The 21,996-nt window shown below is 60.2% G+C and carries 22 protein-coding genes; 7 read left to right on the top strand and 15 right to left on the bottom strand.

Annotation, left to right across the window (positions count from 1 at the left end):
• Nucleotide 1: 1 nt before the first annotated feature.
• On the bottom strand, nt 2–973 hold the full coding sequence (locus KP808_RS09630; protein WP_230018269.1) for a putative 2-dehydropantoate 2-reductase: 972 nt from the start codon (nt 971–973) through the stop codon (nt 2–4).
• A gap of 243 nt (nt 974–1,216) precedes the next feature.
• On the opposite strand from KP808_RS09630, the gene KP808_RS09625 reads away from it, so the two are divergent.
• A complete protein-coding gene (locus KP808_RS09625; RefSeq protein WP_058401037.1) occupies nt 1,217–2,293 on the top strand; it encodes a 3-deoxy-7-phosphoheptulonate synthase in 1,077 nt (358 codons plus the stop codon).
• Between the two features lie 86 nt (nt 2,294–2,379).
• Here the strand turns inward: KP808_RS09625 and KP808_RS09620 are convergent, their stop codons facing one another.
• Nucleotides 2,380–2,667: a GNAT family N-acetyltransferase gene (locus KP808_RS09620; RefSeq protein WP_002553019.1), complete on the bottom strand. Its 288-nt coding sequence runs from the start codon at nt 2,665–2,667 to the stop codon at nt 2,380–2,382.
• 473 nt (nt 2,668–3,140) lie between these two features.
• On the opposite strand from KP808_RS09620, the gene oprI reads away from it, so the two are divergent.
• Entirely contained in the window at nt 3,141–3,392 is a 252-nt protein-coding gene (gene oprI, locus KP808_RS09615) for an outer membrane lipoprotei OprI (protein WP_002553018.1), read from the top strand.
• 981 nt (nt 3,393–4,373) lie between these two features.
• Here oprI and KP808_RS09610 read toward each other — a convergent pair.
• From KP808_RS09610 to KP808_RS09600, 3 genes are all read right to left on the bottom strand, one after another.
• Nucleotides 4,374–5,339: a L,D-transpeptidase family protein gene (locus tag KP808_RS09610; protein WP_002553017.1), complete on the bottom strand. Its 966-nt coding sequence runs from the start codon at nt 5,337–5,339 to the stop codon at nt 4,374–4,376.
• Nucleotides 5,340–5,451: 112 nt separating this feature from the next.
• The gene (locus KP808_RS09605; RefSeq protein WP_002553016.1) at nt 5,452–5,733 is read right to left on the bottom strand and encodes a hypothetical protein; all 282 of its coding nucleotides are present in this window, start codon (nt 5,731–5,733) and stop codon (nt 5,452–5,454) included.
• Nucleotides 5,734–5,789: 56 nt separating this feature from the next.
• Nucleotides 5,790–6,395, bottom strand: coding sequence for an arylesterase (locus KP808_RS09600; RefSeq protein ID WP_004664750.1), 606 nt, complete (start codon nt 6,393–6,395; stop codon nt 5,790–5,792).
• Between the two features lie 10 nt (nt 6,396–6,405).
• Here KP808_RS09600 and KP808_RS09595 point away from each other — a divergent pair, with 10 nt between their 5' ends.
• Together KP808_RS09595 and KP808_RS09590 are read left to right on the top strand one after the other, a co-directional pair.
• Nucleotides 6,406–7,089, top strand: coding sequence for an ABC transporter ATP-binding protein (locus KP808_RS09595; RefSeq protein WP_058408825.1), 684 nt, complete (start codon nt 6,406–6,408; stop codon nt 7,087–7,089).
• Nucleotides 7,089–9,605 carry an ABC transporter permease gene (locus tag KP808_RS09590; RefSeq protein WP_230018267.1) on the top strand — a complete coding sequence of 839 codons (2,517 nt, stop codon included), beginning with the start codon at nt 7,089–7,091 and terminating at the stop codon, nt 9,603–9,605. Before KP808_RS09595 ends, KP808_RS09590 begins: the two co-directional genes overlap by 1 nt.
• 37 nt (nt 9,606–9,642) lie before the next feature.
• Here KP808_RS09590 and greB read toward each other — a convergent pair whose 3' ends face one another.
• The 5 genes from greB to KP808_RS09565 all read right to left on the bottom strand — a co-directional run bounded on the left by greB (nt 9,643) and on the right by KP808_RS09565 (nt 13,111).
• Nucleotides 9,643–10,116 (bottom strand): transcription elongation factor GreB, encoded by a 474-nt coding sequence (gene greB / locus KP808_RS09585; protein WP_004667519.1) that lies wholly within the window; start codon nt 10,114–10,116, stop codon nt 9,643–9,645.
• Between the two features lie 47 nt (nt 10,117–10,163).
• Nucleotides 10,164–10,493: a hypothetical protein gene (locus tag KP808_RS09580; protein ID WP_002553011.1), complete on the bottom strand. Its 330-nt coding sequence runs from the start codon at nt 10,491–10,493 to the stop codon at nt 10,164–10,166.
• Nucleotides 10,494–10,597: 104 nt separating this feature from the next.
• Nucleotides 10,598–10,906: a hypothetical protein gene (locus KP808_RS09575; RefSeq protein WP_058400496.1), complete on the bottom strand. Its 309-nt coding sequence runs from the start codon at nt 10,904–10,906 to the stop codon at nt 10,598–10,600.
• A 242-nt stretch (nt 10,907–11,148) separates the two neighbouring features.
• A complete protein-coding gene (locus KP808_RS09570) occupies nt 11,149–11,583 on the bottom strand; it encodes a DoxX family protein (protein ID WP_002553009.1) in 435 nt (144 codons plus the stop codon).
• A gap of 106 nt (nt 11,584–11,689) precedes the next feature.
• A complete protein-coding gene (locus KP808_RS09565) occupies nt 11,690–13,111 on the bottom strand; it encodes an MltF family protein (protein WP_058408829.1) in 1,422 nt (473 codons plus the stop codon).
• A 180-nt stretch (nt 13,112–13,291) separates the two neighbouring features.
• Here KP808_RS09565 and KP808_RS09560 point away from each other — a divergent pair, with 180 nt between their 5' ends.
• The 3 genes from KP808_RS09560 (at nt 13,292) to KP808_RS09550 (ending at nt 16,055) form a co-directional block, all read left to right on the top strand.
• Entirely contained in the window at nt 13,292–14,128 is an 837-nt protein-coding gene (locus KP808_RS09560; RefSeq protein WP_004659190.1) for a TatD family hydrolase, read from the top strand.
• An 84-nt stretch (nt 14,129–14,212) separates the two neighbouring features.
• Nucleotides 14,213–15,688 (top strand): methyl-accepting chemotaxis protein, encoded by a 1,476-nt coding sequence (locus KP808_RS09555; RefSeq protein WP_230018265.1) that lies wholly within the window; start codon nt 14,213–14,215, stop codon nt 15,686–15,688.
• A gap of 124 nt (nt 15,689–15,812) precedes the next feature.
• A complete protein-coding gene (locus KP808_RS09550; RefSeq protein WP_058408832.1) occupies nt 15,813–16,055 on the top strand; it encodes a hypothetical protein in 243 nt (80 codons plus the stop codon).
• Nucleotides 16,056–16,068: 13 nt separating this feature from the next.
• Here KP808_RS09550 and KP808_RS09545 read toward each other — a convergent pair whose 3' ends face one another.
• The 5 genes from KP808_RS09545 to KP808_RS09525 form a co-directional block, all read right to left on the bottom strand.
• The gene (locus tag KP808_RS09545) at nt 16,069–16,866 is read right to left on the bottom strand and encodes an acyl-CoA thioesterase (RefSeq protein ID WP_044323455.1); all 798 of its coding nucleotides are present in this window, start codon (nt 16,864–16,866) and stop codon (nt 16,069–16,071) included.
• A 121-nt stretch (nt 16,867–16,987) separates the two neighbouring features.
• Nucleotides 16,988–17,749 carry a CHAD domain-containing protein gene (locus KP808_RS09540; RefSeq protein ID WP_122281958.1) on the bottom strand — a complete coding sequence of 254 codons (762 nt, stop codon included), beginning with the start codon at nt 17,747–17,749 and terminating at the stop codon, nt 16,988–16,990.
• Between the two features lie 24 nt (nt 17,750–17,773).
• Complete coding sequence (locus KP808_RS09535) at nt 17,774–19,783, bottom strand: transglutaminase TgpA family protein (protein WP_122281957.1); 2,010 nt, start codon at nt 19,781–19,783, stop codon at nt 17,774–17,776.
• On the bottom strand, nt 19,780–20,763 hold the full coding sequence (locus tag KP808_RS09530) for a DUF58 domain-containing protein (protein WP_122281956.1): 984 nt from the start codon (nt 20,761–20,763) through the stop codon (nt 19,780–19,782). Before KP808_RS09530 ends, KP808_RS09535 begins: the two co-directional genes overlap by 4 nt.
• On the bottom strand, nt 20,733–21,650 hold the full coding sequence (locus tag KP808_RS09525) for an AAA family ATPase (RefSeq protein ID WP_122281955.1): 918 nt from the start codon (nt 21,648–21,650) through the stop codon (nt 20,733–20,735). Before KP808_RS09525 ends, KP808_RS09530 begins: the two co-directional genes overlap by 31 nt.
• Nucleotides 21,651–21,996 lie beyond the last annotated feature (346 nt).

The raw sequence follows: 21,996 nt of genomic DNA, 5'->3' as shown, positions 1-21,996 counted from the left end.
GTCACTCCTCGTTTGCCGAGCGGTTGCCACGGTCAATAAATGCCAGTGCCTGATAAAGCGCCCGCATGCGCGGCATGTCAAACCCTGCAGCAAGCGCGGCAGCGAGGGGCCGGGCATAAATGGCTTCAAGCTCCAGTGGCCGCTTCTCGACCAGGTCGTGATACATGCTGGGCCTGTAGTCCGGCATGCTTTGGGTCACGGTAAACAGATGCTGCGCGAAACCGGGCGGCAAGGCATGACCACAGGCCTCGGCACCCTGTACTACTTCATCCATCAGCGCCTGGATCAATGCCTGACTGTCAGGGTCGGCCATCAATTGGCTGGTACTGGTCTGCAACAAGGCCGACAGCCCGTTGTAGGGCACATTCCAGACCAGCTTCTGCCAGCGAGCCTGCTGCAGATTGGCCATGACAGGGGCGTCGATGCCGGCCGTCTTGAACAGGGCCGCGCAGGCTTCGACGACCGCCATGCGGCTCGCCTGGTCGCCTGCCGGGCCGCTGTGATAGCCGATACTGACCGCGCCGAAGGCTTCATGAGCGACGACGCCGGGCGCAATCCGGTTGACGCAGACGAAACATAGCCCGCCCAATATATGCAGGCTGTCGGGCAGCACGCTGCGCAACTGATCTTCGACGGCCAGACCGTTCTGCAGCAGCAACACTTTGGCGTCCGGCGCAGCGGCCTGGCTAATGATCGGCCCCAGCGCGGCATTGCCGCTGCTCTTGGTGCCAACCAGCAACCAGTCGCAAGGCGGCATGTCAGCCGCCGAGCGATAGGCTTGAACGGGTTTGAGATGCAGATCGCCATGCACGGCACTACTGACCTGCAACCCCTCGCGCGCCACCGCCTCAAACTCGCTGCGCAGCAAAAAATGCACGTCGTATCCGGCACGCGCCAGCATCAGCCCGTAAAAGCCGCCGATGGCACCGGTACCAATAATGCCGACACGCGGACGACGGAAATCAACACTCATGACCTCTCCCTTGGCTGTCAGATTATTTCGGGCCTCACACTATCCGTCGCAGCGGATTGTCTTGCAATACAGCAGCGCGGCCCGGCGGGCAGTTACCCGTAACCTGCCCGATACCTCGTTTACTTATTGTCGAACAGCGCGATAACGCGCTAAGGTTCGGCTCCCCGCTGCGCTCAAACCTGCTGGGCACCGCCGCACGGGGGACCGTTGGCGGCCAGTACCCGCGACCTGATGAGTAACACGATGGCTGATTTACCGATTGACGACCTTAACGTTGCCTCTAACGAGACTCTGATCACCCCGGATCAGCTCAAGCGCGAAATCCCTCTGACCGACGCTGCCCTGCACACCGTCAGCCAGGGTCGCGAGGTGATTCGCAACATCCTCGATGGCAATGATCACCGCCTGTTCATCGTGATCGGCCCCTGCTCGATCCACGACCTGAAGGCAGCCAAGGAGTATGCAGAGCGCCTCAAGGCGTTGGCAGCAGAAGTGTCCGACACGCTGTATCTGGTCATGCGCGTCTATTTCGAGAAGCCACGCACTACCGTGGGCTGGAAAGGCCTGATCAACGACCCGTACCTGGATGACTCGTTCAAGATCCAGGATGGCCTGCATATCGGTCGCCAGTTGCTGCTGGACCTGGCTGAAATGGGTTTGCCAACCGCCACCGAGGCACTGGACCCGATCTCCCCGCAGTATCTGCAGGACCTGATCAGCTGGTCGGCCATTGGCGCGCGCACCACCGAATCCCAGACTCACCGCGAGATGGCTTCCGGCCTGTCGTCGGCAGTCGGCTTCAAGAACGGCACCGACGGCGGCCTGACCGTTGCCATCAACGCCTTGCAATCGGTCTCGAGCCCGCACCGCTTCCTCGGCATCAACCAGGAAGGTGGCGTGTCGATCGTGACCACCAAAGGCAATGCCTACGGCCATGTCGTGCTGCGCGGCGGCAATGGCAAGCCCAACTATGATTCGGTCAGCGTCGCGCTGTGCGAACAGGCCCTGAACAAGTCCGGTATTCGCCCGAACATCATGGTCGACTGCAGCCATGCCAACTCCAACAAGGACCCGGCCCTGCAGCCGCTGGTAATGGAAAACGTCGCCAACCAGATTCTGGAAGGCAACGAATCTATTATCGGCCTGATGGTCGAGAGTCACTTGAACTGGGGCTGTCAGGCGATTCCGAAGGACCTGTCGGAATTGCAGTACGGCGTATCCATTACCGATGCCTGCATCGACTGGGAAAGCACTGAAAAGACCCTGCGTAGCATGCACGCGAAACTCAAGGGCGTACTGCCCGCTCGCAAGCGCAAGTAACTGCCTGACCGACTAACCTGCAACAACGAAAAACGCCGAGCATATGCTCGGCGTTTTTCATGCTGACGGTCAGTAAGCTCGATGTATCAGAGCTTGGCCGCCTGCGACTGCAGGTCATGCAGTTCCATATAACGCTCGACATAAGAACAGGACGGTATGACGGAATAGCCCATGCTGCCTGCATAGTCCAGGGCTTCCTTGGTAAGGGCGGCGGCTATACCGCGTCCGCGCAAGGCATCGGGCACAAAGGTCCGGTAGAAATCCAGCGTCTGCTTGCCGAGATCCATGTACGTCAGGTAGGCACGGTGGCCGTCGATAATGATTTCGAAATGGTGGCCGACTTCGTCATGGTGGATGGACAACGCCTCGCTCATCGCTACTCCTCGCGGGTCTTGGAATTTGACCCCTACCTTACCGGTCTTTTTCCGGCGAAGGAACATCTACGCCGCCCAGTGTCTGTTTTCGACACCGGTAAGAGCATTGCCGATCTCGACGCACATCACACTGAGATAGTAGGCACCATTGCCGGATATGCTCAAGCGCGGTCGGATTAAAAATGCCTGGAAATGCTCCCGCACCGACCGACAGTCAAACATCCAAGGTTTTTGCAGATGTTCAAACGCGTTGTGCGGAACCGCCGATACGGACAGGGGGTCCAGTGAAAGTGGATAGTTTTTGTACAGAACGCTTGAGAAGTAACGCGGAACACTTTCAAAGCAGGGAATTTTAGCAGCTTCTTGCGCTGGGTCCGTTTACTTACTACAAACAATGGGTACTATGTACGCCGGTCGTTTTCTCATTTTCGAGAGATGACTAATTTGAACAAAATTCCTTGAAGGTGAACACGATGAACAACGTTCTGAAATTCTCTGCTCTGGCTCTGGCCGCAGTTCTGGCTACCGGTTGCAGCAGCGTATCCAAAGAAACCGAAGCTCGTCTGACAGCTACCGAAGACGCAGCAGCTCGTTCGCAAGCACGTGCCGACGAAGCCTACCGCAAGGCTGACGAAGCTCTGGCTGCTGCTCAAAAAGCTCAGCAAACTGCTGACGAAGCCAACGAGCGCGCTCTGCGCATGCTGGACAAAGCTAGCCGCAAGTAATAATCCCCCGGGATTATTGAAAGCCGATCCGGCAACGGGTCGGCTTTTTTATGCCTGTTATCTGGCTGGGTGACTTTGTTATCCCAGACACCTCTCGTTCCTCACGCTCCGCGTGGGAATGCAGTTCGTGACGCTCCGCGTCACACAGCGGTTCTGCGATGTCAGGTGGATCGGGGTTCGACTCAGGTCACCTTTGTTATCCCAGACGCCTCTCGTTCCTCACGCTCCGCGTCACACGGCGGTTCTGCGATGTCAGGTGGATCGGGGTTCGACTCAGGTCACCTTTGTTATCCCAAACGCCGCTCGTTCCTCACGCTCCGCGTGGGAATGCAGTTCGTGACGCTCTGCGTCACACGGCGGTTCTGCGATGTCAGGTGGATCGGGGTTCGACTCAGGTCACCTTTGTTATCCCAGACGCCGCTCGTTCCTCACGCTCCGCGTCACACGGCGGTTCTGCGATGCCAGGTGGATCGGGGTTCGACTCAGGTCACCTTTGTTATCCCAAACGCCGCTCGTTCCTCACGCTCCGCGTGAGAATGCAGTTCGTGACGCTCTGCGTCACACGGCGGTTCCGAGACATCAGTGATATATGTTTCTAGCTCAGGTCACCTTTGCGCCCTTACGGCGCCCTACTTTGAGGGACCAAAGTAGGCAAAGTCCTCGCTCCTGTTTCCGGCCCGACTTCGTCGGGTTCCTTCGCCCTGTCACTGATCCGGGGGCCGCCGCAACGGGCCATCCTTGGCCCGGTGCGGCTTGCTCGGCGTCCTGCCTCGCATCCCCCGGATCAGCGTCAGGGCTCAGCCGTCACTAACGTCGCACTCTGCGTCGTCAGTGCCACCGCGATAACAAAACGCTTTATCTATGTACAGTGATTGCGGGCATGACACTACGTTGCGCTGCAGCACAGATGTGACGTGAAGCGGCGCACCATAGCTGAGGTTATCGTAGCGCTGGCTCTAGCGTCGTTATACATAACCAGGACTACTGAAAAATCACAGGCTCTTCAGCACTCGCAGGCGCTTTGCCCGGTTCTGCGATTTCCACCGGCATGCCGTCTTCGGCCGCGACCACATCACGTACTACGTCCCAGTTCATGCGCAGGTTGTTGGCCAGGTCGTCACGTTTGAGCAGCGCATTGATGACCGCAGTGTGCTTGTCGACCACCGAGGGGTTGCCCAGGTCATCGACCGGTGTGTGTGCTTCAAGGTAAACCTTGCCGCCGCTGATGCCGAATTTGTAGGGCTCGCTGATGATTCGCACGGTCGTACCGACCGGAGCCATGTCGGCCAGTTCCAGCACGTTGTTGTTGTACATGCGGAAACAGCCATGACTGGTGCGCATGCCAATACCGAACTTTTTATTCGAACCGTGGATCAGGTAGCCGGAAAGCCCCAGACCGAATTTGAACGGCCCCAGCGGGTTATCCGGACCGGCCGGCACGACGTCAGGCAGCGGATCACCGTCAGCGGCATGTTCGGCCTTGATCGAGGCAGGTGGCGTCCAGGTCGGGTTTGGCGTCTTGGCCGTTACCTTGGTCACCCCGATGGGCGAACCCCAGCCTTCACGACCGACACCCAGCGGATAGGTGTGCACGACATTCTGCCCTTTGGGGTAGTAGTACATGCGGTACTCGGCAAGGTTGATGACTATCCCTTCGCGCGGGCCCGGCGGCAGAATGAAGCGGGTCGGCAGCACGATGTCCTTGCCTGCACCCGGCAACCAGGGGTCAACACCAGGGTTGGCCGCGATCATTTCCAGATAACCCAGATCGTATTTTGTGCCCAGATCGGCAAAGGTGTCCTCGTATTTGGCCTTGATGACCTGCACCTGGCCCACGATGTCCTCACCGGGCGGCGGCAACGGAAACTCCAGAGCATGGACAGAGCTCGCCGCGCACAGAGCAGCAAGCGACAGACAGCGGGTAACGGCTGGAATGCGCGACAACATCCGGGAAGATCCTTCGGGTAACTACTATAGAGATGGAAACAACAACTGAAGTGTACACCGGCACTTGCCGGATCGGGGATATCTGCGCCTGACCGGCGCGTTTCGGCGACAGCTAGAGTTCAGGCCAGATCGGATTCATGCCCCTGCGCTGCGCATCCATGATGGCCTTGCACAGCGGGCAAAGGCGCTCATCGCGCATGGCTTGCAGTTCGACGGCGCGCATCTGCGGCTGGGCAGGCAACAACGTGCCGCACAACGTCCGGTCGATCGAGCCGCCCAGCTCCAATTGGCGAGCAATCAGATGGACGCGCACTTCCTGACAGGCGAACAGATCCAGCTGCTCATGGGGCTCAAGCATTTGATAGGCATACAGGGACCAGGCGGGACGCGGCATGGGGGGCTCCAGATCGGGGGCGCCACATTAGCCGAAAGCCCCCGTCCGGGAAAGCCTCAAAGCAGCGGTTTCAGGCTCGGCCAGACATTTTCCAGCAACTTGCCCTGAGCAGCCGCCGCCGGATGCAGACCATCAGCCTGCATCAGCTCGGGCACTCCGCCCACGCCTTCCAGAAAGAAGGGCACAAACGGGACTTTCTTCTGCTCGGCCAGGTTGCTGTAAACCTCTTTGAACGCATTGGTGTAACGCGGCCCGTAGTTGGGCGGTATCTGCATACCGAGCAGCAACACTTTCGCACCGGCTGCCCGAGAGCTGTCGATCATTGATGAAAGGTTTTGTTGCAATTGAGCGGGCTGCTGGCCACGCAGTCCGTCATTGCCACCCAATTCGAGAATAACCAGTTCCGGCTTATGCTCTGCAAGCAGCGCAGGCAGACGCGCCTGGCCTCCTGCACTGGTGTCGCCACTGATCGACGCATTGACCACCTTGTCGTCGAATCCCTCCTTGCTCAGACGCTGCTCCAGCAGGCTGACCCACCCCACGCGGGTATCCAGTCCGAAAGCCGCACTGATACTATCCCCGACGATCAATACCGTGCCCGCCAACGCGCCCTGTGACAGCAGCAGTAACCCCAGGCCAGCACTTAAAAACAACGCACGCATCGGATTCTCCATGAGTGAAAGTATTCTCAGTGCCCAAAGCCTCAGCAAAGTAGTCCCCAGCACCGAAGGTGACCTGACCATCCTGCACGAACTCTCCCTGGAACTAAACAAGGGCGACACACTGGCCATCGTCGGTGCCTCCGGTTCGGGCAAATCCACCCTGCTCGGCTTGCTTGCCGGGCTGGACCTGCCCAGCTCCGGTTCGGTTATCCTCTCGGGCCGCAACCTGAGTGAACTGGATGAAGACCAGCGCGCCAGGGTACGCGCCGAGCACGTCGGTTTTGTATTTCAGTCATTCCAGTTGCTCGACAGCCTCAATGCGCTGGAAAACGTCATGCTGCCGATGGAGCTTGAAGGCCGCAAGGACGCCCGCGAAAAGGCTCGCCACCTGCTGGAGCGCGTAGGCCTTGGCCAGCGCCTGACCCACACACCGCGTCAGTTGTCCGGAGGCGAACAGCAACGGGTGGCCATCGCCCGCGCGTTTGCCGCCGACCCGGACGTGCTGTTTGCCGACGAACCCACCGGCAACCTGGACAGCCACACTGGCGAGCGTATCAGCGACCTGCTGTTCGAACTGAACAAGGAGCGCAACACCACGCTGGTGCTGGTGACTCACGATGAGCGTCTGGCGCATCGCTGCCGCCGCCTGATCCGTCTTGAAGGGGGCCGACTGGTCGCCCCGCTGGAGCCTTGATGGCACGTTTGCCTTTTGCCCGTCTGCTAAGCCTCGCCGCCCGCCAACTGTTGCGCGATGCACGCGCCGGAGAGCTGCGGGTGTTGTTCTTTGCCCTTCTGGTAGCCGTGGCTGCCAGCACCGCCATCGGTTATTTCGGCGCGCGCCTGAACGGCGCAATGCTGTTGCGGGCGACCGAGTTTCTTGGCGCTGATCTGATTCTTGAGGGTTCCAGCCCGGCGCGCGCCGAGCAGGTCGAGGAAGGCAAGCGCCTGCAACTCAAGCATGCGCAGATCGTGATTTTTTCCAGCGTGATCGCCACCGATGCCGGTATCCAATTGTCCAGCATCAAGGCGGTGGATGACGCTTACCCACTGCGCGGCGAGCTTAAAAGCGCTGCGGACCTGTATCAGACCGAGCAGGCTGGCAGCGGCCCCAGACCCGGTGAAGCCTGGGCCGAGGCACGACTGTTTCCAGCCGTTGATCTGAAGGTCGGTGATGATATCGACGTCGGCTCGAAAACCCTGAAACTGACTCGGGTACTGACGTACGAGCCAGACCGTGCGGGCAACTTCTACAGCCTGACCCCGAGGGTGATGATCAATCTCCAGGATCTCGCCGCTACCGGCGTAGTGCAACCGGGCAGCCGAGTCAGCTACCGGGAAATGTGGAGCGGCCCGCCCGAAGCGCTGGCCGCCTACCGTAAAGCCATCGAGCCGACTCTGGAACCGCATCAGGAAATCAAGGACGCCCGCGATGGCAGTCAGCAGATTGGTGGCGCGCTGGGCAAGGCTGAACGTTATCTGAATATGGCGAGCCTGGTGGCCGTTCTGCTGGCGGGGGTTGCCGTGGCGCTTTCGGCATCCAGGTTTGCCGCACGGCGCTTCGATGCCAGCGCCCTGCTGCGCTGTCTGGGCCTGTCACGCGGCGAGACCATGACCCTGTTCAGCCTGCAACTGGCGATCATCGGCCTGCTGGCCAGCCTGAGCGGCGCGCTGCTGGGCTGGCTGGCGCAATTGGGGTTATTTGCACTGCTGCAAAATCTATTGCCGGCCGCGGTACCTCCGGGCGGCCTTTTGCCTGCGCTGGCAGGCATGGGCACCGGGCTGGTGGCGTTGGCCGGTTTCGCCCTGCCGCCGCTGGCAGCACTGGGTCGCGTGCCGCCGCTGCGCGTGCTGCGCCGTGACATGCTGCCGATTCCCGCCAGCTCATGGCTGGTGTATGGCGCGGCGCTGTTCGCGCTGGGCCTGATCATGTGGCGTCTGAGCCTCGACCTGGTGCTGACCTTTGCCCTGCTGGGCGGTGGCGTCGTTGCCGCGCTGATACTGGGCAGCCTGTTGCTGCTGGCGCTTAACAGCCTGCGCCGCCTGCTGGCCGGTGCGTCGCTGCCCTGGCGGCTGGGCCTGGGGCAACTGCTGCGTTACCCGCTGGCCGCTGCCGGTCAATCTCTGGCCTTCGGCCTGATCCTGCTGTCGATGGGTTTGATCGCGCTGCTGCGCGGTGAACTGCTCGACACCTGGCAAAACCAGCTGCCCAAGGACGCACCGAACTATTTCGTGCTCAATGTGTTGCCATCAGAGAAAGAAAACTTCGCCCAGACCCTGAGCAAGCTGTCCACCCACTCGGCTCCGCTCTACCCGGTAGTGCCGGGACGTCTGACCAGCATCAACGGTGAACCGGTGGGCAACTTCGTGACCAAGGACTCGCGTGGTGAAAACGCCACTCGCCGCGACCTTAGCCTGACCTGGGCCGCAGATTTGCCCGAAGGCAATACCCTGACTGCCGGTAGCTGGTGGAAGGCGCTGCCTGCCTCAGGCCAGAGCGACGCGACGCCCGGGGTATCGATCGAGACCAAGCTGGCCGAGAGCCTGAAGATCAAGCTGGGCGACCGCCTGAGCTTCATTGTCGGTGGCCTGACGCGCGAAGCTGTGGTCACCAGCCTGAGGGACGTGAACTGGGATACCTTCCAGCCCAACTTCTTCATGATCTTCCAGCCTGGCACCCTGGCTGATTTGCCCACCACTTACCTGACCAGCTTCTACTTGCCGCCTGGCCAGGATAAACAGATCGTCGAGCTGTCGCGGGCCTACCCGTCGATCAGTATTCTGGGAGTGGAGGCCTTGCTGGCGCAGGTGCGCAGTATTCTTGATCAGGTCACGCTGGCCGTGCAATTCGTGCTGCTGTTTGTGCTGGCGGCCGGTATTGCCGTGCTGTTCTCAGGGTTGCAGGCGACCCTGGACGAACGCATCCGTCAGGGCGCGCTGCTGCGTGCACTCGGTGCAGAGCGAGCACTGCTGATCAAGTCACGGCGCATCGAATTCGGTTTGCTGGGGGCTGCCAGCGGCGTGCTGGCGGCGCTGGGCTGTGAGCTGGTGAGCTTCGTGCTGTACCGCTACGCCTTCTCACTGGAATGGCAGCCGCATCCGTGGCTACTGCTGCTGCCGGTAATCGGTGCCCTGCTGGTGGGTGGCGCTGGCGTATTCGGCACACGCCGCGCACTGAACGTCAGCCCGTTGACCGTACTGCGCGAAGGTTGAGCGCGACTGGCCGGACTACGACGCTGTGCGTCCGGCCTTACTGCTCATAAACAATCGAATTCACGAACCACAGCTTTTCGCCTTCCGGCGTGTTGACCAGCACCTCATCGCCCTCTTCCTTTTTTAACAAGGCGCGTGCCATGGGCGAGTCGATGGAAATGTAATCGTTGCGCCCGTAGATCTCGTCGTAGCCGACGATGCGAAATTTCTTGAGGTCGCCCGCTTCGTTCTCGATCTCGACCCAGGCACCGAAGAACACTCGCCCTTCCTGCTCCGGCGAATACTGGACGACGCGCATGTCTTCGAGGCGCTTGCGCAGGTAGCGCACGCGCCGGTCGATCTCGCGCAGCAGTTTCTTGTTGTACTGGTAATCCGCGTTCTCGCTGCGATCACCCAACGACGCTGCCCAGGCGACCTTTTGAGTAATGTCGGGCCGGTGCTCTCGCCACAGGTAATCGAGTTCTTTCTTCAGGGCTTCATGCCCGCCCCTGGTGATGATCTTTGTACTCAAGACGTTTCTCCAGCCCTGCAAAAATCAGTTCGGCAGGCGATAAAAAGTCAGCGACGCGCCACCTCATGCTGGATGCAGCCGTCGTAATACACCTTGCTGACAGCATCAGGCTTCAAACGCGACTCGCTGTCGTAGGTCTGCTCGGTGATGCGCAATGCCATGGGCCGCATCCACTGTTTGGCGAACTTGCGCGCCTGCAGCTTTTGCCGCGCCCCGTAACGGGTAACGCCTGACAGCTTGGAAGCCTGCGCACCACCGGCAATGGTCGAGCCCCAGCGACAAAGATAACGCTCGTTCTCCGTCGCGTTTCTGGCCTGAACGGAAAAAGCCAGCCCGGAAAGCGTCAGGCACGCCAGAGCACAATAGACCAAACGCATGCGAAAACCACCTAATCCTTTGATAAGGCGGCGATTTTGCCTGTCAGCTCACAGGCTGGGGGCCAGCAATATGCCTTCTATGCCAATTGAATACGTCCGCCGTTTCAACCCAGCGTAATCAGGCCCTGGCGGGCAATACGCGTCAGATCACGAATCAGCTGCTCGACGTCGTCAGCCTGAGGCGATTGCACCACCGCCAGGTCGAACTCGTCGTTGCCAAAGTGGCTCAATGAGGAGTTCGTATCGACAAACTGAATTAGAAACGCACAGTTACCACCGCCCCGTCGAGGCCAGCCATCGAGGTAGCGCAACAGCGTAGGCTGGTGAGAGCCGCTCAAAAGGATTTTCGGGTTCTTGCGTGACAAGACCGTGCTGATCGGGGAAAGACGAATGAGGGGGCGCAGGTTGTTCATGGTTATATCTCTGCCTCGCAAGATCCGCTGGGCAGCGGTGAGAGGCAACACCGAACCAACGTTTTAGCGGTATTTCGACAAGACTTGAGCCTTGCCAGGCGCCCCGCAAGTAGTTGTTAAATCGGCGCTTGAGCACGCATCCTAGAGAAACGCCCCATTCATTGTCAATTGTCATCCGTGGCGCGAGCCCGCAAACGCACAAGGCCCGCCGGAAGCGGGCCTTGCAGGACAAGCATAGCCGGTTATCGGGAGATGACGCGGTCCAGCGACAACTTGCCTGCACCTTCGATAAGCACTGCCAGAGCGCCGCCGAGCAACGCCAGCGCATACTCATAACCGTTATTGGCCATGAAGAAGCCGTTATGGATATGCACGGTAAAGATCGCTACCAGCAACAGCAGGATCACCACTACCGCAGCCGGACGAGCCAGCAGCCCCAACAGCAGGCCCAGACCGCCAAAGAACTCGGCGCTGCCAGACATCAGCGCCATCAGGTAACCCGGTGTCAGGCCCAGGCTTTCCATGTACTGCGCAGTGCCTTCCAGGCCATAACCGCCGAAGGCCCCGAACAGTTTCTGACTGCCGTGAGCGATAAACGCAATACCGACAATAACGCGCAACAGGGTAAGGCCGTAACCGGCGCGAGTGCTGAGAACCGATTTGATCATTGTGTTCATGTGGGTGATTTCCGGGATTGATTAAGTGAACGTGGCGCCATAATAATCAAATTTACTTATGTGAAAACCGCAAATAACGGCACATAACAATCCAACAAATCGATGATTAGCGCTTTACGGCAGTTTTCGGCCCACTCTTTTCCAGCGAGTCTCGCTCGCGATCAAATGCCAGGTAATACTTGTTCACGCTGTTGACGAACGCGACGACGTTGGCACCGCCCTGCTCCATTGCCACGCGCTCGGTCTGGAAAAACCACTGATCTGGATTGAGCCCGCGCCGCCGCGCTTCCTCGCGCATACCTTGCACACGCTCCGGCCCCAGGTTGTAGGCCGCCATTACGAACGCCATGCGCTCGCGCTCGTTGACTCGGCTGCTGGAGAAATACTTGCGCTGGATCAGCGCCATGTAACGCGAACCTGCACGGATATTGTCGTCAGCGCTCTGAATGCTCGGCACTCCGACGCTTTTTGCCGCCGACGGAGTGATCTGCAACAGCCCTGTCGCGCCGCCACTGCCCTTGGCCGCCGGGTCGAGCTTCGACTCCTTGAACGCCAGGGCCGCCAGGTCCAGCCAGTCCATACCCTGCGCATCGGCATGGCGTTGCAGCATCGGACGCAGTTGCTCAAGACGTTGCAGGTTGTTGCGTACCAGCGGGTTGTTGACCTTGTAGGTGTTTTTGTAAGCCTTGGCGAGCACCTGATCCTGCTGAGCCGAAGGTTTATAGCCTTTGAGGAAATCATCGACACTGGCCCGCAGCTGGGTTGCGTTGTCGCGTACAAACCAGCTGATGTCGCCGTGGGTCTGCAAGGTCAGGCCACGCTCGATACGCAGTTTGGGCATGATCTTCGCCCAACGCTCGGCGATAGGCTGCTCGACCAGTGTCATCGGGTAAATACCGGCCTGGACCATCTCCAGCACATCTTCGACTGCAAGACTTGGGTCGACCCATTCGATCTTGGCCAGCGGCAGCTTGCGCAGCTCCAGTTGCCGATTGACCTGATGGAGGGCCTCGTCGGCCGCGCTGCCGGTGGGCAGGCTCAGTGTATGTCCCGACAGTTGCTCCACACGCCGTACGTTGCGCTGGCCACGCGCGCCGACCAGCACCAGAGGCACGTCATGAATGATCGGCGCACTGGCCTGAACACCTTTGGCTTCGCTGACATCAAGCAGTTCGCCAGGCGCGATCATATCGCCTTCGCCGCGCTGCAACGCGGTCAGTAGCTGGTTCTTGGCCTTGGGTATGACTTTGAGCGTGACCTTCTGAGCGCCGCGCGAATGGCTGTTGAGGTACTGTTCGAAGGCTTGCAGGCGATGATATTCGATGCCGATTTCCTGGCCCTTGACGTCACCGGAGCTGTTGCGGCTTTGATTGACCAGCACGCGCAGCACCTTGCTGCTGCGAATGGCAGGCAGATCGCGCACCTGCGCTTTGTGCTGCACGGCCTGTGGGCCGGTCTGACGAGCAGAAACCTGCAGCGGCAGCAGCGCCAACAGACACATAAAAGACACAAGCGCGGATCGGATCATTCACTTCCCCAGGGCAACGCCGGAAAAAAACAGGAAAAAGGAAATCTTGAGGTCACGCAGCAGCATCGAACAGCGAAGGAAATCGTTGAACCATCCGGCTCAATCGCTTGAATACCCAGCGTTTTCTTATTGTGGCCGGAGCTCTGGTATGCTCGACAGCCTTCAGCTGGAGGTAGCACCATGCAACTCATCGACATCGGCGTCAATCTGACCAACGCAAGCTTCGCCTCGCAACGACAGGCGGTACTCGATCGCGCCTATGCCGCAGGCGTCGAGCAACTGGTGGTGACCGGCACCAGCGTCGAGGGCAGCGAACACGCCTTGCAGCTGTGTCACGAGCTGGATGAAAGCGCGCAACGCCTGTTCTGCACGGCAGGCATCCACCCGCACTCGGCGAGCGATTGGACCGGTGACACCGAGAAACAGTTGCATGCCCTGCTCAAGGAAAATCGCGTTCGCGCCGTGGGTGAATGCGGCCTGGATTTCAATCGCGACTTCTCGCCTCGCCCGCAGCAGGAAAAGGTTCTTGAAGCGCACCTGGCCATGGCGGTGGAACTGCAATTGCCGGTGTTTCTGCACGAACGTGACGCCAACCAGCGCCTGCTGGAGATTCTGCGCGACTACCGCGACCGTCTGCCGGCTGCGGTGGTGCACTGCTTTACTGGCGAACGCGCCGCGCTGTTCAGTTATCTGGATCTTGACCTGCACATTGGCATAACAGGCTGGATCTGCGATGAGCGACGCGGCACGCACCTGCACCCGCTGGTGGGCAATATCCCTCGCGGCCGGCTGATGCTGGAAAGCGACGCGCCTTATCTTCTGCCACGCAGCCTGCGCCCCAAGCCGAAAAATGGCCGTAACGAACCTGCTTACCTGCCGGAAGTCTTGCGCGAAGTGGCTTTGCACCGGGGCGAAAGCCAGGAAGATCTCGCCCGTCACAGCACGGCCTGCGCGCGTGAGTTTTTCGATTTACCCACCCTGGAACAGATAACCGGCGAAAATCTGCAGCTTCCTTGACCCGCATCAAGGGTCTCTTTGATGGCTGAGGCATCGTGATGGCATCTTGCTGCTACCTCACACGACCATCAAAGAAGGCCGCTCATGGGCTCATGGCTTGGCAACCTGTCACTGAAATATAAATTCTGGGCCGTTAATGCGGTCGCTTTCGTCACAACCCTGCTGCTGGTGCTTTACGCCATGCAAGCAGAGCAGCAGGCACGAGCAGATACGTCACGTCAGGCAGCGCAAGCTCAGGCTCGCTTGCTGGCCGCGTGGCCTGCCGACGCAGCGCTGCCCGCCAGTGATACGTTGCTGGCTTACAGCAAAGGTCAGACACCCGCCTTCAATACCCTCGCGCTGCCAGAGCTGGTCGACGCCCGCGACTGGGTTGCGCTGAACAAACCAGCCAGCGACAGACTGTTGAGCGGCGCGCAGATCGTCACCCGCAGCACTGGCCAGCAGATCGCGGTGCTGGCCTTTGCTCCAACCTTTCTGCAAGTATTTCAGGATCGCTTCAGCCATTACGCAGCCGCCGTTTTCGTGCTGATGCTGTTGATGCTCTGCGCCTCGCAACTGCTGATCCGTTTTCTCCTCAGCCAGCTCAACGCGCTCAAGGATGTGATGCTGCACGTCGAAAAAAGCGGCGATCTGGCGGCCCGCGTGCCTAACCGCAGTGACGATGAGGTCGGGCAGATGGCCAAGGCGTTCAATGCCATGCAGGCTGGGTATCAGCGGGTGGTCAATACAGTTTCGCAAACTGCCGGCCGCCTCGATCAGGGTGCCGCGCATCTGGCTGCGGGCATGAAGGATGTGCGCCAGGGCATGCTCGGCCAGCAAAGCGAAACCGATCAGGTGGCCACGGCAATCAACGAGATGACCGCCACGGTCCATCACATTGCCCAGCACGCCACGGCCACACGCGACCAGTCGCAGACCGCCGACACGTTGGCGGGCAGTGGCAAGGAAGTGGTCGACCGCGTGCAGGTATCCATCGCCGGGCTCTCCAGCGGCGTGCAACAGACCGCCGAAATGATCCAGCGCATGGCCCAGGACAGCCAGAAGATCAACGGCGTGGTCAACGTGATCCACAGCATTGCCGAACAGACCAACCTGCTGGCCCTGAATGCCGCCATCGAAGCCGCACGCGCCGGGGAAATGGGTCGCGGCTTTGCCGTGGTAGCCGACGAAGTGCGCAATCTGGCCAAACGGGTGCAGACCTCGACCGATGAAATCACCACAATGGTTTCGACCCTGCAAAGCGGCACCCGCGATGCGGTGGATTTCATGCAGGAGAGCTCATTCAAGGCCGATGAATGCGTGCAGCAGGCCAAGGAAGCGGGCGAAGCGCTGGCGGCCATTGCCGGTGCCGTGGCACAGATGCGCGAAAGCAATACGCAGATTGCCGTCGCCGCGCAGCAGCAAAGTCAGGTGGCCGAGGAAATGAACCGTGCGGTGGTGAGTATCCGCGATGTCACCGAACGCACGGTGGTGCAGACCGTGGACTCGGCCAGCACCAGTGACGAACTCGCCACGCTGGCGGGCGAGTTGAATGCTGCAATCGGTCAGCTCAAGTTGTAACAGGCTATCGCGGCGATAGACAGGCTTGAGTCGTCAGCGATCAGCAAGCGGGCCTATGCTTCAGGCATTGAACGGCGCTTTACGCACCGTCCTGAACAAGCGCTATCTTTAAGAGGACCGCAGCATGAACAAGCCACTTTCCGATCTGCAGCTCAATCAATGGCGTGACAGCAACGACAATCAGGAGCACTCGGCCAGCCTGGCCATGTACCTGATTGCCGTACCCCTCTTCATTCTGGCGACCCTGCTGATACTCAACGGTCTGTTCTCCGAGAGCCTGCCATCGATCGCCATCGGTGTGATCGGCCTGCTGGCTGCGCTGGGTTTTCAGCGCAAGGACGCTGCCCGCTCCGCCCGGAAATATTGACCTGCCTTGTCAGTCAGCCAAACACCGTCACCGTCTGGCGGCTGATTGCGATCAGTTCGCCGTCGGGGCTCCACAACGCTGCTGCGGTGTGACCGTAGCCATCCCGGGCATGTTCGATGACTGCGCGATAACTGCACCATTGCAGCGTATCGAGCACCGGCTGTGGCTGGACGAATTCGATGGTCCAGGTCAGCGAACTGCCCGGTGCAGGCTTGTTGAGGTGCGGCAATACCGCAGGCGGCCAGGTGTCGACCAGCGCCAGAATATGGGCCTCGCTCATGGGGCTGGCATGCGCCTCATCACGAAAACGCACATGACCACCAATTGCCGGTGACGGTGTATTGCTGAACGGCATGCCGCCCAGTGCCCAGCGAATGTCCATGAAGCGCAGGTAGTCGGGCATCACGCCCTTGGCAAAAGGCAGTTCCGGGCATTGCTCTACCGGCTTGAGCACTGGCGCGGCCTCTGCGGCAACCGCAATCATCGACTCACGGGGCGCGCCGAAGCTGCCTTGTATCAGGGTCATCACCTGACCGTTCTGCATGGCGCGCCCCGACACCTGACTGACAGCCTTACCGTGACGCAGAATTTCGACGTCAAAGGCAATTGGCACGCCAGGCTCGGCAGGCCCGACAAAGGTAATCGCCAGCGAGCGAACCGGGCGCCCTTCCGGCACCTCGGCACGCATCGCTTCATAGGTCAACGCCGCCATCAACCCGCCAAAGCAGGCGCGCCCCTGGGACCATTCGGCAGGGATCGCGACAGCACGCGGGTCGCGACGCACTGCATCGATCAGTTCGGAAAAGGTCATGCTTACTCCAGCAAGTCGAAACACAAGTGGATGGATAATAACCATCCTCCTAGTCAACGACATGCCGCATATTGGCCATTATTGCGGCCTGAATGACCTATTCCATGAAAACGCCACTGCCTTAGAAACAGGCCTTGGCCAGCCGCTTGAGCGACGCCTCGGCCTTGCGCTCGGCACGCACGATGCCGATTTGCCAACCCGCAATGCACGGCGCCAGATCCGGCTGCTCGGCAGCCTGCGCCAGCCATTGCAAATGATCATGCCAGTCGCCCAACTCGCCTTGTGCGGCCTTGAGCCGGGCCTGCATGTTTTTCGGCTGGTGGCTGAGTTCCGGGTACGCTTCGGCGGCGTAACGCACGCGTTTGATCAGCAGGCGCAGATCATGCCGATCATGCCCAGGCTCGGCGATGGCCACACGTAGCTTGCTCCACTGTTTGTCCATACGCTTTTCGATGGTCTTGCGCAGGCCACGCAACATTCCCTGACGCTGTTGCAAACGCAGCAGCTCCGGGAATAGATCTATCAGCTTGAGCAAACGGCTCAGTTCAGGCGACGTCGCAACCCTGGGGCAGGCATTTCCCAAGTACTGGTTGCGCTTGAAAGCGGCCTCGTTCAGGCCCTGCTCTTCGAGAAACGCGGCGAGCACCTGCATGTCACGCAAAGGCGTGGTCAGTTGCCCTACCGCTTTTGCGGCCTCTTCCAGCTCTGCGGCAGCCGGGTTTTCCCGCAGGGGCCGCAGTACGCTACGCAGACGACGCACGGTGGTACGCAAATCATGCAGCGCTTCGTTGTCCGTCGAAACTGCAAGGCGTGCCTGGCACGCAAGCAATTTGACATCCAGCGCCAACACCTCGGCCACCAGATGATCCACCATTGAAGACATGCAATTCCCCTTCGAAACACTCATTCATGAATGCCTGTCCCTGACGGCTGACAACCTCCATGGCAGACGACGACGCAACGTGCTCAATGCATGCCTCAAGCGGCTGGCCGAAGCAAGCCGCCCGGCATAGCGCTGCGCCTGAAATTCGCGGATGAAAGCTTCGATGGCCTCGGCATGCTGTGGAAAATACAGCACCGCTCTGCGGCAGAATGCGTCAGCGCCTTCACCCGGCATACGACGCAGACCATGACGGGCGAGCAAGCGTTCAAATGCGTTGAACACCCGCAGTTGCGAGTCGCTTTCGCGCTGCCACGGTTTGAACAGCCATAATGCAATCAAGCCCAGTGAAAGCAAGGTCCCCAGGACGAAAACCGGTGCCTGAAACCCTGAAAACCAACGGCCGAGAATTTGTAACTGCTGTTGTCCCTGATAGCCCAGCACCCAGCGCTGCCAGCCATAGTTGAGGTTATCCCAGCTCAGGCGTATGGCGTTGACCCAAGGCACATTGCGATAGCGTAACGCTGAATAGGGCGAGTCCTGCAGAAAGGCCTCGTCTGCTGCCAACGCCTGCTCCAAGCCCTGTTCGATACGCTGCGGTGCAACTGCTGCGGTGGGGTCGACACTGCGCCAGCCGATACCCGGCTGCCAGTATTCGACCCACGCATGCGCGTCGAACTGGCGCACCGTCAGGTAGTGTCCGTCGGGGTTCAGTTCGCCGCCTTGATACCCGGCCACGACCCGCGCCGGAATACCCGCAGCGCGCAGTACAAAAGTCATTGCACCGGCGTAGTGGGCGCAAAAACCCTGACGACTGGCAAACAGAAATTCATCAATGCTGTCGTTGCCCAACAGTGTCGGCTTGAGGGTGTAGTGAAACGGCTGGTCGCTGAAATAACCGAGCATCGCGGCAACCATTGCATCCTCCGTAGTGTAGCGACGGCGCAGCTCAGCGGCCCACTGCCGGGCCTGATCATTACCCCTGGCGGGCAATTGCAGGTTCTGGCGCTGGACCTGTTCGCTGGGTTGCGGGTCGCGAATGCTCAGCGGCCAGGAGTTGACGGCATATAACAGCGATTGCTCGACGGGACGTCGGCGTTGCAGGCGGAAGTCGCTCATCTGCCGAACGTCCGGCAACGTGGTCTCGGCCACGTCGAGGCTCGGCAACCAGGGCCGACCGCTGGCTTCCATGACAATGCTGTAGGCCAGTGGATCGCCGCGCTTTTCCCACTGCGGGATCTGCACGGTCTGGGCACGTGCCGACTGTGACCAGCGCCGCCCATCGAACTGCTCAAGGGTCAGACCGCGCCAGTACAACTGATTGCGCGCCGGTATCGGTCCTTCAAAACTGGCCCGAAATACCAGTGCCGGGGACTTGCTCAACTCGGCCATGTCGCCCGGTGCCATGTTGTCGGACAGCCCAGTGACGCCCTTGTTGCTCGGTTGCGGCAACGACCAGAGCGGGTCCAGACGTGGAAAAAACAGAAACAGCACAAGCATCAACGGCACAGCCTGCGCCATCAGCTTGAACGCCAGCTTGAGCGTGTCGATTGACCTGCCAGCCAGATCCGCCTGCTGCAGACCAATCAACGCGGCCAGCAGTGCGCCGACCGGCAAAAGGCTGAAAAGCGCCCACAGCAGGTTGTCTTCAAACAGATAGCCGACCGCCACGCAAAAGAAACCGAGGAAGATCAGAACCCGTGCGTCGCGATGGTTGTTCATTTCCAGCATTTTCAGAACGAATGCCGCCACCAGTAACGCCGCTCCGGCATCCAGCCCGACCAGACTGCCACGCGCCAGATACACGCCACCGGCGGTGCCCACCAGCAACCCTGATTTGATCCAGGTGCCGGGCAGCCGCGCGCGCATCCGGAACACCTGAACCCGCCAGCATGTGCAGCCCAGCCACAGAAGCGTGATCGATACCGGCACGTGCAGCGCGAACGGCAACACCACCAGTGCCTGCGCCAATAGCAGCCAGGTGAGGCTGACACGCGGAATGGGTGAGGCTGCGAGCGCTTTATTCTTGTCACTCATGATCGATGACCATAAAGCGCCAAGGCGCGCAGGCAGGCTTCGCGGTGCGCATCACCGCTGTCGACCGTGGACAGAAAATCTGGCAGGCGCAAGGCAAACGGCTGACGACGCTGGGACAGCTCCAGCACCCAATAACACAGACGCGACAAGCGCTCCTCGATATCGCCGCCCAGCGCCATGAAGTCCAGGCACAGGTCGTGGCCGCTCAAGTCAGTGAAGTCCTTGACCAGCAACCCCTGACCTCGGGAATAGGCTTTCCAGTGCAGGCGACTGAGGTTATCGCCCGGCTGGTAGCTGCGCAGCCCCTGATAATCATCGACACCGGCACCCTGAGTGGCCTGACCGTCGTCCTCGGCGTGGGGCTGCACACCTTTTAGCAGCGGCATGGCACCCGACAGTGGCCGCGGATAGATCAAGGCACTCTGCTGCAGATCCAGCCAGCTCCAGGCGCGGAAAATGCCCAGCGGGAACGCGCTCTCGATCCGCAGCCTTGGCGCATGCAGCCAGCCGCGCTTTTCGGCAGGCAGGGTCAGTTCCACATCGGTCAGCCCGCGAGGCAGTACATCGCCGGATTGCAGAGCTGTCGCAGTCCAACCCACGCCCAAGGCGTGGTGGGCCTGGCTGGCACTTTCCAGGCGCAGGCGCAATTGCACCGGTTCGCCGACAAACACTGAACGCGCCACACCGGCACTGAGAATCAAGCCGCTGAGGTTGCGATACGTGTGCAGGATGGCCAACACGCCGACCGACAACAGCAGAAAGGTCAGCCCGTAGGCCAGACTGTTTTGATAATTGATCGCCACCAGCAGCATGAGCACGATCACGACCGCAAAGGTCATGCCGGTGCGCGTCGGCATGATGAAGATGCGCCGGTGGTCGAGCGTGATGCGTGACGCCGGAGGAATTCGTTTTGCCAGCCAGCGTTGCCATAGCGGTTTGAGCGGCTCGATCAAAGCACCGGCACCTCGCGCAATAACCACTGCACCAGCGCCCCACCGCCATGCCCGGTCGGGTCGCTGCGCTCGCGCAGCCGATGGCCGACCACCGACGGCAATACCGCCTGCACGTCCTCGGGAATGACGTAATCACGCCCCAGCAACATCGCCCAGGCCCGCGCTGCGGACAGAATCGCCAGGCTCGCCCTGGGCGACAGTCCATAGGCGAATTGCGGCTGGCTGCGGGTTGCCTCGACCAGTCGCAGTACATAGTCGACCAGCGCATCGCTGGCCCGCAACTGCCGTGCATGCGCTTGCAACTGGCCAAGCATGGCGTGGTCCAGAATCGGCTGCAGGCGCGGTAAAAGTTCGCGGCGTGACTCGCCAAGCAGCAACGCTTTCTCTGCGGCTCTCGCCGGATAGCCCATGGAGATGCGCATCAGGAACCTGTCCAGCTGAGACTCGGGCAAGGCAAAGGTGCCACCGGAACTGAACGGGTTCTGAGTCGCAATCACGAAGAATGGATCGGGCAACAGACGTGTCGCGCCCTCAATGGAGACCTGCCCTTCTTCCATGGCTTCCAGCAACGCGCTCTGGCTCTTGGGGGTGGCGCGGTTGATTTCGTCGGCCAGCACCAGTTCGGCGAAGATAGGCCCCGGATGAAAGGTGAATTGCCCGCTGTCCCGATCAAATACCGAAGTCCCCAGGATGTCACCCGGCAGCAGGTCGGAAGTGAACTGAATGCGCTGATAACTGAGGCCCAGAATTTTCGCCAGCGCATGGCTGAGCGTGGTCTTGCCCATCCCCGGTAAATCTTCGATCAGCAAATGCCCGCCGCCGATCAGGCAGGTCATTGCCAGCCGCACCTGCACTTCCTTGCCCAGTACCACTTCATTGATGGCGCTCAGGCATGCATCGAGTTTTCTACCCATCGAAAGCCCCTTCCGGCAACTGCTTAATGACTGTGGGACTGCAAGCGATGCTAGTGTCCGAACACTTTAAGATGAGCGTAGGCCGTTTCGCTAGAGTCGGTAGGGATTTGATGTGATGTGATGCTGGAAGATCTGCGCCCGCTTATGACACTGCGGCGCAGCACAGAGATGTGACGTGGAGCGTCACGCAAGGCATTCCGACGCTGGAGCGTGCGGAACGATAATCTCAACTATCGTGCGACGCTTCGCGCTCGTTGCTATGCAAACCGCAAACCCTGTGGGAGCGAGCTTGCTCGCGAAGAGGCCGGTACAGCCCCGAGAGCTCTGCGCCTGAAGCATTGCCTCG

The organism is Pseudomonas savastanoi (assembly GCF_020917325.1).
Lineage (GTDB): Bacteria > Pseudomonadota > Gammaproteobacteria > Pseudomonadales > Pseudomonadaceae > Aquipseudomonas > Aquipseudomonas amygdali.
Note: the sequence above shows the minus strand (reverse complement) of the source record. Positions and strands in the feature narration are given on the sequence as shown.

What these genes read in the sequence shown, in the direction of transcription:
- KP808_RS09605 (WP_002553016.1), bottom strand. Translation starts at nt 5,733, where the DNA reads ATGCCGCGTCCCGCCTGGTCCCTGTATGCCTATCAAATGCTTGAGCCC.
- KP808_RS09625 (WP_058401037.1), top strand. Translation starts at nt 1,217, where the DNA reads ATGGCTGATTTACCGATTGACGACCTTAACGTTGCCTCTAACGAGACT.
- KP808_RS09545 (WP_044323455.1), bottom strand. Translation starts at nt 16,866, where the DNA reads ATGACCTTTTCCGAACTGATCGATGCAGTGCGTCGCGACCCGCGTGCT.
- KP808_RS09555 (WP_230018265.1), top strand. Translation starts at nt 14,213, where the DNA reads ATGGGCTCATGGCTTGGCAACCTGTCACTGAAATATAAATTCTGGGCC.
- KP808_RS09550 (WP_058408832.1), top strand. Translation starts at nt 15,813, where the DNA reads ATGAACAAGCCACTTTCCGATCTGCAGCTCAATCAATGGCGTGACAGC.
- KP808_RS09535 (WP_122281957.1), bottom strand. Translation starts at nt 19,783, where the DNA reads ATGAGTGACAAGAATAAAGCGCTCGCAGCCTCACCCATTCCGCGTGTC.
- KP808_RS09565 (WP_058408829.1), bottom strand. Translation starts at nt 13,111, where the DNA reads ATGATCCGATCCGCGCTTGTGTCTTTTATGTGTCTGTTGGCGCTGCTG.
- KP808_RS09560 (WP_004659190.1), top strand. Translation starts at nt 13,292, where the DNA reads ATGCAACTCATCGACATCGGCGTCAATCTGACCAACGCAAGCTTCGCC.
- KP808_RS09575 (WP_058400496.1), bottom strand. Translation starts at nt 10,906, where the DNA reads ATGAACAACCTGCGCCCCCTCATTCGTCTTTCCCCGATCAGCACGGTC.
- KP808_RS09590 (WP_230018267.1), top strand. Translation starts at nt 7,089, where the DNA reads ATGGCACGTTTGCCTTTTGCCCGTCTGCTAAGCCTCGCCGCCCGCCAA.
- KP808_RS09580 (WP_002553011.1), bottom strand. Translation starts at nt 10,493, where the DNA reads ATGCGTTTGGTCTATTGTGCTCTGGCGTGCCTGACGCTTTCCGGGCTG.
- KP808_RS09525 (WP_122281955.1), bottom strand. Translation starts at nt 21,650, where the DNA reads ATGGGTAGAAAACTCGATGCATGCCTGAGCGCCATCAATGAAGTGGTA.
- KP808_RS09595 (WP_058408825.1), top strand. Translation starts at nt 6,406, where the DNA reads ATGAGTGAAAGTATTCTCAGTGCCCAAAGCCTCAGCAAAGTAGTCCCC.
- KP808_RS09630 (WP_230018269.1), bottom strand. Translation starts at nt 973, where the DNA reads ATGAGTGTTGATTTCCGTCGTCCGCGTGTCGGCATTATTGGTACCGGT.
- KP808_RS09570 (WP_002553009.1), bottom strand. Translation starts at nt 11,583, where the DNA reads ATGAACACAATGATCAAATCGGTTCTCAGCACTCGCGCCGGTTACGGC.
- KP808_RS09620 (WP_002553019.1), bottom strand. Translation starts at nt 2,667, where the DNA reads ATGAGCGAGGCGTTGTCCATCCACCATGACGAAGTCGGCCACCATTTC.
- oprI (WP_002553018.1), top strand. Translation starts at nt 3,141, where the DNA reads ATGAACAACGTTCTGAAATTCTCTGCTCTGGCTCTGGCCGCAGTTCTG.
- KP808_RS09540 (WP_122281958.1), bottom strand. Translation starts at nt 17,749, where the DNA reads ATGTCTTCAATGGTGGATCATCTGGTGGCCGAGGTGTTGGCGCTGGAT.
- KP808_RS09610 (WP_002553017.1), bottom strand. Translation starts at nt 5,339, where the DNA reads ATGTTGTCGCGCATTCCAGCCGTTACCCGCTGTCTGTCGCTTGCTGCT.
- KP808_RS09600 (WP_004664750.1), bottom strand. Translation starts at nt 6,395, where the DNA reads ATGCGTGCGTTGTTTTTAAGTGCTGGCCTGGGGTTACTGCTGCTGTCA.